The sequence below is a fragment of the Paenibacillus sp. FSL L8-0502 genome, from assembly GCF_038593055.1.
GTDB lineage: Bacteria > Bacillota > Bacilli > Paenibacillales > Paenibacillaceae > Paenibacillus > Paenibacillus polymyxa_D.
Window position 1 is genome coordinate 2,955,561 of record NZ_CP151958.1, and the last position, 13,458, is coordinate 2,969,018.

Sequence of the window (13,458 nt, forward strand, 5' to 3'; positions counted from 1 at the left end):
GAGTACTTATGAGTGATTTGAAGAAACAAAACATAAAAGATATGTACCGGCTCACTCCTATGCAGCAAGGGATATTGTACCACTATATGATGGATAAAAATTCAGACGCCTACTTTGAGCAGATATCACTTTCTATAAAAGGCATCCTGGACATTGATTGTGTTGAAAAGAGCGTTAATATCATTATTGAAAAGTATGACGCTTTGAGAACAATTTTTTTGTATGAAAATGTAGCCAAGCCCTTACAAGTAGTCATGAAGGAAAGAAAGCTGTCTGTCAGCTATGAGGATATTACCTCCCTTGCCGAAGAACTAAGGGATAGGTATATAGAAGAATACAGGGTTAAAGACAGAAAAAAGGGCTTTGACTTATCAAGGGATATTTTAACAAGATTAAGTGTAATTAAAACAGGCTACCAATCTTATAACATGGTATGGAGCTTTCATCACATCATTATTGATGGGTGGAGTCTCGCAAATATATTTAGAGAATTTATGGAAAACTATGAAGCCCTGATGAATAGCCGGGAGCCGGAGTCAGGAAAGGTATATCCTTACAGCCGCTATATCAAATGGTTGGAAGGCAGAAATCAGAACGAGGCCGCAGATTACTGGGAAACCTATCTTAAAGGTTACGAGCATCAGACAGTCCTTCCCCAAAACGGCAGGTCTGCAAGTGATGATTTCAGGATTGAAGAAACGGAGTTTAAAATATCTGAACAAATAACTAGCGATCTTGAGAAGTTTGCAGCCAAAAACAATACAACCATGAGTACCATTATAAAGACCATATGGGGGATATTATTACAGCGGTATAACAATACCGATGATGTGGTGTTTGGTGAGGTGGTATCGGGAAGGCCTCATGAAATACAGGGAATTGAGAGCATGGTGGGTTTATTTATAAATACCGTTGCAGTAAGGGTGAGTTGTGATGAGGATAAAACTTTTACCGAACTGATCAAAGAGATGCAGCAATCGGTGCTTGAATCTGACCGGTACAGTTTCTATCCTCTGGCGGATGTGCAGTCAAAAACATGCTTGAAAGATGCCTTGATACATCATGTTATGGCTTTTGAAAATTACCCTATGGATGAAGCGGTTAATGCTTCATCCAGTAATGGCATTTTAAATGTAGTTGGAATGGAAATATTCGAGCAGACGAATTATGATTTTGGGATACTCGTTGATGGCGGTAAGGAATTATCTATTAAATTCAGTTACAACTCACTGGTATATGATGGTAATTTCATAGAAAAAATCAAGGGACATTTTCAGTCGGTAATAGAAATTGTAACCGATAGTCCCGATATGCATATTAGGAATATTGATATACTCACCGAAGTGGAAAAGAAAGAAATAGTACACTGCTTCAATAATACAACGGAGGAATACCACAGGGAAAAGACCATTCACCAACTATTTGAGGAACAAGCGGTGAAGACACCTGACAATGCGGCAGTGGTGTTTGAGGGTAAGCAGCTAACCTATAGGGAACTCAATGAGAAGTCAAATCAGCTTGCAAGAGTGTTGAGGGATAAGGGAGTTAAACCAGACAGCATAGTGGGTATTATGGTAGAACGCTCACTGGAGATGGTCATAGGTATATTTGGCATACTTAAAGCCGGAGGGGCATATATGCCTATAGATCCTGACTACCCTAAGGCAAGAATCGAATATTTACTCGAGGACAGCGAGATAGGGGGGCTGATTTCCCAAAAGCAATTCCTGGAGAAAGTGGAGTTTTACGGGAAGTATATAGACATAGAAGATGAAAGCCTTTATGCCGGAAACCCTATGAACCTGGAAGTGGTATGTTCACCGCAAAATTTGGCATATATCATTTATACATCTGGGTCTACAGGAAAACCTAAAGGGGTTATGGTAGAACATAAAGGGGTAGCAAATCTGGAGGCGTTTTTCAAGACCCGCTTAAATGTAAGTGAAAGCGATAGGATTATTCAATTTGCATCAATTTCATTCGACGCTGCAGTTTGGGAAATATTTATGGGACTATTGGCAGGAGCAACACTATATATATCTTCAAGCGATATTATCAATGACTATCGAAGATTTGAAGAATACCTAAATGAAAATGAGATAACTATTGCTACTTTACCACCTCCGTATCTGGCAAATCTGGACCCGGAAAAAGTAACTTCCTTAAAGAAGGTAATTGCAGCAGGTTCGGCTTCCACTCCCGAACTTTTAAAGAAATGGAGCAACAGGATTTCATATATAAATGCTTATGGACCTACTGAGACAACCGTATGTGCAACGGTATGGAAAGCAGATGATTGTGAGACGGCCGATAAGTCGGTACCTATTGGTAAACCTATTACCAATACCCGGGTGTTTATAGTTGATGAAAACAATAATCTTAAGCCCATAGGTGTTGAGGGTGAACTCTGTGTTTCCGGGGCAGGATTGGCGAGAGGATACTTGAAAAAACCGGAACTTACCAGGGAAAAGTTTGTACCGAACCCATTTATGCCTGGAGAACTGATGTATAAAACAGGAGATCTTGCAAAGTGGCTTCCTGACGGGAATATTGCATTTGCCGGCAGAAAAGACCACCAGGTTAAAATAAGAGGGTATAGAATCGAGCTTGAGGAAATAGAAGCAGCCCTTTTGAAGCATGCTGATATAAATGAGGCGGTGGTCATTGACCGGGAGGATTCAAGTGTAGGCAGGTATCTTTGCGCTTATATAGTGTCTGACCGAGAAGTGACAGTGACCGAAATAAGGGAGCTTATATCTAAAGAGCTGCCCGATTATATGATTCCATCCTATTTTATGAGGATAGCAAAAGTACCGTTAACCATAAATGGAAAATTGGACAGAAAGGCGCTGCCGCTGCCTGATGGAAGAATAAATACAGGAACAGAGTATGCAGCGCCTTCAGGTGAAGTGGAGGAAAGGCTTGCGCTGCTGTGGCAGGACATCCTTGGAATAGAGAAGGTAGGAAGAAATGATAACTTCTTTATGCTCGGAGGACACTCGTTAAAGGCAACAAGCCTTGTAGCAAGAATTCACAAAGAGTTCAATGTAGACATACCTCTTAAGGAAATATTCAAGACACCAACCATCTTAGAAATTGCCAGCTACATTGAAGACTCAAAGGAGAGCCTATATCAGTCCATTCAAGGTGCTGGGGATATGGAATATTATCCCATGTCATCCGCCCAGAAAAGACTATATATATTAAACCAGCTTGAAGGAGCTGGAATCGCCTACAATATACCTGGCATAATATTGCTGGAAGGTACTGTTGATAAAGCACGTTTTGAGCAGGCTTTTCATAGTCTGATAGAAAGGCATGAGAGCTTTCGAACCTCCTTCCATATGATCGAGGAAGAGCTGTCTCAGAAAGTCCATGACAAGGCGGACCTAAGTATCATGTACCTGGAAACCAGTGAAGAGAAGGTTCCCGAAATAGTGGAGAAATTCATAAGGCCCTTTGACCTTGGAAAGGCTCCACTATTAAGAGTTGGACTTGTAAAGATTGGAGAAGCCAGACATATTATGGTGTTTGACATGCATCATATCATATCGGATGGAGTGTCCAACGACATACTGGTAAGAGAGTTTATAAGCTTATATGAAGGGAAAATACTTCCTCCACTGCGTATACAGTACAAGGACTACTCAGTTTGGCAGAGGGAATTGTTTGCAGGAGCTGCCATAAGTAAGCAGGAGGAATTCTGGCTCCAGACCTTTCAGGGAGAGATCCCTGTGCTGGATTTATCCACCGACTACCCAAGACCCGCAGTACAAAGCTTTGAAGGAGACTACATCAGCTTTGAAGCTGATAGCGAGCTTGCGGTTAGACTTAACAAGCTTGGATCAGACAATGGAGCTACATTATATATGACGCTTCTTGCTGCATACAATGTGCTGTTATCTAGATACACTGGACAGGAAGATATTATTGTGGGAAGTCCTATAGCTGGAAGGCCTCATGCTGACCTTCAAGACATCATAGGTATGTTTGTAAACACTCTGGCCATGAGAAATCACCCGCAAGGAGAAAAGACTTTTATTGAATTCTTGAAAGAAGTTAAAGAAAATGCTTTGAAAGCATACGACAATCAGGACTATCAGTTTGAAGAATTAGTGGATAAGCTGGACATAAGGAGGGATATGAGCAGGAATCCCCTCTTTGATACCATGTTTGCCATATACAATGTTGGAAAAGCAGAGCTCATAACGTCTGATCTAAGCTTCAAGCCGTACAACAAAGGGATAGAAGGCAGAATATCAAAATTTGACATCACCTTAAATGCATTTGAGACTGAGGATGGTATAGCCTTTGAACTCGAATACTGTACAAGACTGTTTAAGAAAGAAACTGTTGAAAGACTTGGGGCTCATTACATCAATTTGCTGGAAGAAATTGCAGCATACCCCGAAAAAAGGCTTTATGAAATCGAAATGTTATCACAGGAAGAAAAACAGCAAGTATTATACAGCTTTAACGATACTGCTCTCGAATATCCCCTGGATAAAACCATACACCAAATGTTTGAGGAGCAAGTGAAAAAGACTCCTGATCATATTGCAGTGGTTTTTGAAGGTAAACAATTAACCTACCGAGAACTGAATCAAAAGGCAAACCAATTGGCCAGGGCATTAAGAGAAAAGGGAGTAAAGCCTGATGATATTGTAGGCATAATGGTGGACCGCTCGCCTGAAATGGTTATAGGTATAATGTCAGTAATCAAGGCTGGGGGGGCGTACCTTCCTGTAGATCCTAATTATCCATTGGAAAGAAAAAGGTATATGATGGAGGACAGCAAGGCCAAAATTTTACTCACCCAAAATCATCTTATGGATCGTGATGATTTCGATGGTGAGATTATTGATTTATCTGATTATGATTATAATTTTATAAACGATGTGAATATAAAATGTATAAATAAGCCTGGTGATACAGCGTACATCATCTATACCTCTGGCTCAACGGGAAACCCTAAAGGTGTTTGCATTGATAATAAGAGTGTATTAAACCTGGTAGAGGGTCTGTTCCAGAGAATATATAGCAAATATGAATCACCGTTGAATGTTTGCCTCATTGCCCCTTATGTTTTTGATGCTTCGGTGCAGCAGATTTTCGCAGCACTGCTAATGGGGCATGCATTGTACATTGTACCGGAGGAAGCAAGGAAAGACGGTAAAAAGCTGCTGGACTTCTATAGTGAAAATAGGATTGATATTTCGGATGGAACGCCCATACACGTAAATATGATGTTAAATTCTCCTCCTATAGATAATAACCTAAAAGTGAGACATTTTATTATAGGCGGAGATGTTCTTCCATTTGATGCAGTAAAAGACTTCCTAAGCAGATTTGAGGATGTGCAACCTTGCATCACAAATGTTTATGGTCCTACCGAATGCTGTGTGGATTCTACGGAATATTTGATTACTGCGGTGGGGCTTAGTAGATTGGATAATATCCCCATAGGCCGTCCTTTGCCAAACACCAGAGCATTCATACTTGGTAAGAAATTAGAAGTAAATCCTATAGGTATCGCTGGGGAATTATATATATCTGGGGATGGTCTTGCCAAAGGCTATTTAAACAAGACGGGGCTTACTGCAGAAAGATTTGTATCTAACCCGTTTATAAAGGGAGAAAGAATGTATCGTACTGGGGACTTGGCAAGATGGCTGCCTGACGGGAATATAGAATTTTTAGGCAGGATGGACCACCAGGTAAAGATAAGGGGATTTAGAATAGAACTTGGAGAAATAGAGGGTCAGCTATTAAGACATGCTTCAATAAAAGAAGCTGTGGTTATTGTAAAGGAAGACCAACAGAAGAACAAGGATCTGTGTGCATATTTCGTTGGGGAAAATGAACTGACAATAACTGAACTAAGGGAATGCCTTTCAAAAGAATTGCCCGAGTATATGATCCCGGCATACTTCATGCAGCTGGATGAAATGCCTTTGACAGCCAATGGTAAGATAGACCGGAAGAACATGCCCCACCCTGCTGCTCATTTAAATACTGGAGTAGAGTATGAAGCACCTTCAGGTGAAGTGGAAGAGAAGCTTGTACAATTGTGGCAGGATATCCTGGGGGTTGAGAAAATAGGGAGAAATGATAATTTCTTTGTGCTTGGGGGGCACTCATTAAAAGCAATAAACTTTGCAGCCAAAATTCACAAAGAGTTCAATGTAAATATATCTCTTAAGGAGATATTCAAGCTGCCGACAATTGCAGAAATTACCAAGTACATCCAGGAAGCCCAAGAGAGTATTTATCAATCTATCCAGCCCACTGGAGAAATGGAATACTATCCTATGTCGTCTTCCCAAAGAAGGCTGTATATATTAAATCAGCTTGAAGGAGCAAGGGTGGCATACAATATGCCAGAGTTTATGTTGTTAGAAGGCAGTATTGATATAGAACGTTTTGAGAAAGCCTTAGATCAGCTGGTAAAAAGGCATGAGGCTTTCCGGACCTCCTTCCATATGGTAGATGGTGAACCGGTGCAGAAGGTCCATGATGAGGTGGAATTTAGTATCATGTACATGGAAACCGGCGAAGAAAAAGCCTCAGAAGCAGCAAATGAATTCATAAGGCCATTTGACCTTGGCAAGGCTCCTTTACTAAGAGCAGGGCTCGTAAAAATTAGAGAAGACAGGCATGTCATGATGCTTGATAAACACCATATCATATCTGACGGGGTGTCGGATGAAATACTGGTAAGAGAATTCATAAGCTTGTATGAAGGAATGAATCTTCCAGCACTTCAGATTCAGTACAAGGACTATTCCGTATGGCAGAATAAATTGTTTGCTGACGGCACAATCAGTAAACAAGAAGAATACTGGCTCCAGGCATTTAGGGGAGAAATACCAGTACTTGATATGCCGGTAGACTACCCAAGGCCGGCTATACAGAGTTTTGAAGGCGATATGGTCAGTTTTGAAACAGGCCGGGAACTTGCACATAAACTGAACAAGCTTGCCGTGGATCATGGAGCAACACTGTATATGGTGCTTCTAGCTTCATACAATGTGCTTCTTTTCAAATACACCGGACAGGAAGATGTCGTAATTGGAAGCCCTATAGCAGGAAGGCCACATACAGATTTGCAGGACATCATAGGCATGTTTGTCAATACCCTAGCTATGAGGAATTACCCTCAAGGTAAAAAGAATTTCAGCGAGTTTTTGATGGTAGTAAAAGAAAACGCTCTAAGGGCTTATGAAAACCAGGATTACCCATTTGAGGAACTTGTGGAGAAGCTTAGCATTAAGCGGGATTTGAGCAGAAATCCGCTGTTTGATACTATGTTTGTCTTGCAAAATAAAGAGGCATCAGAATTTAAGATGAATGGGCTAAGGTTCATGCCCTATGATAATGAGTTCAGGGCGTCCAAATTTGATTTGACCCTAAACGCCCAAGAGACCCAGAATAATATTGTATTTGGGTTAAAGTATGCTACTCGTCTGTTTAAGAAAGAGACAATAGAAAAACTTGGGGTCCATTTCATCAATGTACTGGAAGAGATCACAGCTTACCCCGAAAAGATGCTGTCCGAAATAAATATACTATCTCAGGATGAAAAACAGCAAATACTAAATAGTTTTAATGATACAAAGGCAGAATACCCTAGGGATAAGACTCTACATGAGCTGTTCCAAGACCAAGTGGAAAGGACACCTGATAATGTAGCTGTAGTGTTTGAGGACAAGCAATTAACCTACAGGCAGCTCAATGAAAAGGCAAATCAGCTTGCCAGAGCACTAAGAAGTAATGGTGTAAAGCAAAACAGCATAGTTGGAATAATGGTAGAAAGATCCGTAGATATGCAGGTTGGAATACTGGGAATTTTAAAAGCAGGAGGTGTCTATTTACCAATTTCAACCAAACTTCCTGAACTAAGAATAAAAAAATTACTGGAAGATAGTAATGCAACTATGCTGTTGACGCAATCACATTTAGCGGATAAAGCAGAGTTTTACGGTAATATATTACTGCTTGATTCCCCTGAAATATACATTGGAAGTGCTGAAAACCTTGATAAAATAAATAAACCAGAGGACTTAGCTTATATCATTTATACATCGGGATCTACTGGAGTTCCGAAGGGTTCAATGATAGAGCATCGAAGTGTAGTTAACTTGGTTTATGGACTAAGAAAGCTTGTCTATGAAAATTATGATAATTATTTAAATGTTGCCCTTGTGTCCCCTTACTTTTTTGACGCATCTGTAAAACAAATATTTGCGGCTTCTCTCCTTGGCCATACGCTGTTTATAGTTCCTGAGGATACAAGGCTAGATGGTGAGGGCCTTCTAAAGTACTATAACAGGAATTCAATTGCTGTTTCAGACGGAACACCAGCACATATAAAGCTTTTAACAAATACTGCCAGGCCTGGCGAAAGTCTTTCAGTTATGCAGTTTATTATCGGAGGGGAAGAACTTTCATGTAAAGGTATACAAGGTTTCTATGATCGGTTTAAAGATAATAACCCTACTATAACAAACGTTTATGGTCCAACAGAATGCTGCGTAGATTCAACTTATTACCATTTAAGCCGTGAGAAGGTGAGAAATCTAACAAGTATACCTATAGGTATGCCATTGCAGAATTATAAGATATATATACTTAATGAAGACATGAATATCTTACCGGTTAATACAACTGGTGAAATATATATATCTGGAGATGGGCTGGCAAAAGGCTATTTGAACAAACTTGAATTGACTACGGAAAAATTTGTAGCTAATCCTTTCAGCTCTGGAGAAAGAATGTATCGTACCGGTGATCTTGGAAGGTGGCTTCCTGACGGAAACATCGAATTTATAGGCAGAGTAGACCATCAGGTAAAGATTAGGGGCTTTAGGATAGAGCTTGGGGAAATAGAAGTGCAGCTATTAAAGCATCCTTCAATAAAAGAAGCTGCGGTAATTGCAAAGACAGACCAGGAGGGCAACAAGTATTTGTGTGCTTATATAGCAGGGGAAAGTGAATCTACAATATCAGATTTAAGGGCGCTTCTCTTAAAAGAACTTCCCGATTACATGATACCACAATACTTTGTTCAGCTGGAAAAGCTGCCTTTGACAGCCAATGGCAAAATAGATCGGAATAATTTACCCCAAAATGACGGTACTTTAGCTACATCAGTAGAGTATGTAGAGCCTTGCGGTGAAGTTGAGGAGAAGCTTGCACTGCTGTGGCATGATGCCCTTGGAGTACAAAAAATTGGTGTGAATGATAACTTCTTTGAACTGGGAGGATACTCACTGAAGGCAATATCCCTTATAAGCAGAATTTATGAACAGTTAAATGTTGAGGTACCACTAAAAGACTTTTATATGGCCCCAACCATAAAGGAAATTGCCCGTTTTATACACAATACGTACGCCAATGATTATATTACACCAAGTCCGGCAATTCATTTTAATTCAGCAATGGAGAGTCTTATGTTTGCATTCCCTCCAGGAGGAGGAAATGGAATAGCTTATGGTAGTTTATCAAAACAAATGAATGCTTATTCCATATATTCCTTTGACTTTATAGAAAATGAGAGCAGGATGGAGGAGTATGTGAAGGCAATTACTTCTGTCAAACCCGAGGGCCCATATATTCTATTTGGTTACTCGGCAGGAGGTAATCTGGCATTTGAAGTTGCTAAAGTATTAATTGAAACTGGACATCATGTATCCGATATAATCTTTCTGGATTCGGCTAAATCATTTGTCCTTATTGAGGAAGAAAGCGAAGATGCTAAGAAACTTGCTGAGCAACAGGATAAAGAATTTATAGAAGAAAATGAGAAACTTATAAAAGGCATGTTTGGAGATAACCAGGCAGTTATTGAAAAGGCCATTGAAAGAATGAGAAATTATCATAAATACACTAGAAGTGTTATAAACTCGGGACAGATAAACTCCAATATCCATCTTATTATATCACAGCAGCAAGACAATGAAGGTGAAGCTGATTTATGTGAAGGATGGAGAGAGGCAACAACGGGAGAGTTCAAAGTATATAACGGATTTGGCAGTCATTTTGATATGTTAAGTACAGGATATATAGATAAAAATGCGGCTATTATTAAAGAAATATTGGAAGAGATCAACCAATAGTTCAGATATAAGGGGTAGATATAATGGATAAGATTAAATTGTTTTGTCTGCCGTATGCAGGAGGTTCTGCAGCAGTATATAAATATTGGGAACAATACTTGCATGATAGGATTGAGCTTTTCCCGATTGAGCTTGCGGGAAGAGGCAGCAGGATTGGTGAACCGTTTTACGGAAGTGTTGAGGAAGCGCTTGAAGATATACACCGTATTATCATAAGCAACCTTGAAGAACAACCTTATGCGTTGTTTGGCCACAGTATGGGCAGTGTACTTGTATATGAACTTGCCTATAGAATAAAGGAGCTCGGACATCCATATCCTGTCCATATGTTTATTTCCGGCAGATATCCTCCGGGTTTTGTAAGTAAGAAGAAGGTACTCTATGATTTGCCGGATAAGGAGTTTGTGGATGAGGTATTTAAGCTGGGAGGCACGCCCAAAGAGGTTCTGAAAAGCAATGAATTAATGGAGTTGTTTTTACCGATACTCAGAGCGGATTTTAGAATTACTGACACATACAGGCACATTGAAAAAAACGCTAAGCTTGACTGCGATATAAGTGTATTGTGGGGAAAAAGAGAAAAGGGAGCCACTATTTTTGACGTTGCAAAATGGCATGATTATACGTCCAAAAGTTGTAAAATTCATATGTTTGACGGGGATCATTTTTTTATACACGATTACAAAAAGGATGTAGCAGCAATAATAAATAGTAGTCTCATCGACTTTGCAGACAATGGTATGTGAAGACTGAAGTTTATTTAAAATTTAATATGAAATCAAGAGGCTAAGTTTTTAGGTTGACTTTAATGACCTGTAGACTTAGCCTCTTTCCAGTCTAATCAAAAATTTCAAGAAAGTAGAACCTACGTCCTATTGGAATTATTTCCATGTTTCTGTATTACCAGAATTGTAATCATTTGTTTAAGCGCTTTAATTATGGAATGAACTTGAAGTATTTGTGAAAACAAAGGGGGGAAATAGTGCTGATAAATGTTGAAAATGAGCAACACAGGAAAATATCAGAAGAAAAATACAAGGAGGTTTGAAAATGACTAGCAAAAAGTTTTCTTTTAAAGCCACATCACTTTTGGTAGTTTTAGCAGTATTCTTATCCACCTTTTGCGCAGTCTTGCCGGTGAGCGCAGCCGCTAGGGGAGCATGGGCACCAAATACTGCCTATGCAGTAAATGATACAGTAACATATAGTGGAAGTACTTATACCTGTCGTCAGGCACATACTTCCCTCGTAGGTTGGGAACCACCTATTGTTCCTGCTTTATGGGAGAAAGGCGGCAGCGGAACTACGCCACCTACAACACCGCCAACAACGCCACCAACAGGTCCTTCAGTAACAAAGCCTTCCGAAGTTCCAAGCCACATATGGACATACACAATGAATGCGGGCGATAAATTCGGTAAAGGCGGAGATTTTGCTTTATTGCTGAGTGCTGTGATCAAAAAGGAAAGCAGCTTTGGAGCAGGCTTACCAGGCAGTCCATCAGCCGGCGACGGATTAATGCAGGTAGAACCAAACACACGTAATGCTTATTTATCTCAATTCAGTTCAAAATTTGTCCCTGCTTATAATCACGGCAGTGAACAAGATCAGGTATACTTGGGCGCCCTGATTTTAAATGAAAAGATTATTAAATTCGGCAATATATATAACGGCTTATTACACTATAACGGAGGAGATTACTGGTATCCGGGAGCTACAGATTCTTATGGCCGTCCTATTCTGGCCAATCAATATGCAGATGCAGTTTACTCTACTTATAAGGGCTATGGCGGTAAGAACTAAGGTGGATTTTAAAAAAAGATAAGCAAAATCGGGCTGAAAAATGCGTTTTTTCAGCCCGATTTTTTTAGGGCCTGTACGCAAACTGTACAACTCGTAGAAATCTAGTAAAATAAGGCACATGAGACGAAGATACGAGTTAACGGATGAAGAATGGAATATAGTTGACCCCCTGTTGCCCCCAGCCCGAAAAAAACAGGGAGGACGTCCGCCCAAGGATCGGCGCCAGATGCTCAATGCCGTGCTTTGGGTTGCTCGAACGGGCGCGCCATGGCGGGATTTACCGAGTTACTATGGCCCTTGGTTTTCAGCCTACAGCTTTTTCTGGCGGCTACAAAAAGCGAATATTTGGGGTGAAATACTGAAGCATGTCGCCATCGAGCCGGATTGGGAGCAGGTCATGGTCGATGCCACCATCGTCCGCGTCCATCAACATGGAGCGGGCGCAAAAGGGGGCAGGACCGGCAAGCAATCGGACGTTCGCGCGGAGGATTAACTACCAAAATTCATGCGATGGTGGATGCGCTCGGCTATCCGCTGCGTTTCGAATTGACGCCAGGACAAGACCACGATTCTGTCACCGGCTATCGCCTTCTTCATGAACTGGACTTCTGCCCGGGCGAAGTGTTGGCTGATCGCGCCTACGATACCAATGCCATTCTGGAGCTTTTGCAAAGCCGAGCGATCACTCCGGTTATCCCAAGCAAACGCAATCGGCGGGTAAAGCGCCCGTTAGATTCTGAAACGTATAAAGAGCGACACTTAATTGAATGCTTTTTCAACAAAGTAAAAAACTATCGACGCTTGGCCACTCGCTATGAAAAAACAGCGAACATGTTCATGGCTTTTTTGACGCTGCTTTCAATTCGTTTATGGCTCAAATAGGTTTGCGTACAGGCCCTAGAGAATTGTACAATTAAATTTTTGAATAAGAACAAAGAGAAGGTTCTAAAACAGGCATTCTCTCTAAAAAATATGTACAATATACTATTTGTGAAAAGTTATGTAGATACTCGAGCATTTGAAGTCCAAAGAAGAAGCGGTTATTATCAACACGACTTCGTCACTTGGATTCGTGCCACTGGCGGGTGCTGCTGTTTATAGTGCGACGAAAGCAGCGCTCCATTCCTATACGCTATCCCAACGGTACATGCTTAAAGACACATCGGTGAAAATCCTGGAAATTGCGCCGCCAGGGGTTCAAACGTATTTCAATAACGATCCGAGCTCTATGCTACTAGCATCATTCATTGATGAAACGATGAAGGTACTTGGTACGGATGCGGACGAGGTTCTAGTGGAAGAAGCGAAAGTATTTCGAAACAACCCGGGCCCGAACGAAGGTATTTTTGTGAACCAGTTAAACAATATGATGTTTGAGCCGCCAAAGGGTCATTAATCCGTTTAATACTTAGCGTATATTTTCGTTAATTATCTCAACTCGCTTTTAGAAAATCCTTGATTATCAAGGGCGTGTACATCGAAGACATGTAAACAACGTATTCGCCTTGACAATGAGCCTCGCGGCATCGGAGTCTAA

3 protein-coding genes and 2 pseudogenes are annotated in these 13,458 nt (G+C 40.7%); all 5 read left to right on the forward strand.

What is annotated here, in order from left to right; translation table 11 throughout:
* Window positions 1-8: 8 nt before the first annotated feature.
* Window positions 9-10,118: an amino acid adenylation domain-containing protein gene (locus tag NSQ57_RS12530; protein WP_342424889.1), complete on the forward strand. Its 10,110-nt coding sequence runs from the start codon at window positions 9-11 to the stop codon at window positions 10,116-10,118.
* Between the two features lie 23 nt (window positions 10,119-10,141).
* Window positions 10,142-10,864 carry a thioesterase domain-containing protein gene (locus NSQ57_RS12535; RefSeq protein ID WP_025721395.1) on the forward strand — a complete coding sequence of 241 codons (723 nt, stop codon included), beginning with the start codon at window positions 10,142-10,144 and terminating at the stop codon, window positions 10,862-10,864.
* 304 nt (window positions 10,865-11,168) lie between these two features.
* Window positions 11,169-11,921: a carbohydrate-binding protein gene (locus NSQ57_RS12540; protein ID WP_029515254.1), complete on the forward strand. Its 753-nt coding sequence runs from the start codon at window positions 11,169-11,171 to the stop codon at window positions 11,919-11,921.
* A 118-nt stretch (window positions 11,922-12,039) separates the two neighbouring features.
* Window positions 12,040-12,803: pseudogene (locus tag NSQ57_RS12545) on the forward strand (IS5 family transposase).
* A gap of 127 nt (window positions 12,804-12,930) precedes the next feature.
* A pseudogene (locus NSQ57_RS12550) lies at window positions 12,931-13,317 on the forward strand (SDR family NAD(P)-dependent oxidoreductase); the annotation flags it as partial.
* Between the last annotated feature and the right edge of the window lie 141 nt (window positions 13,318-13,458).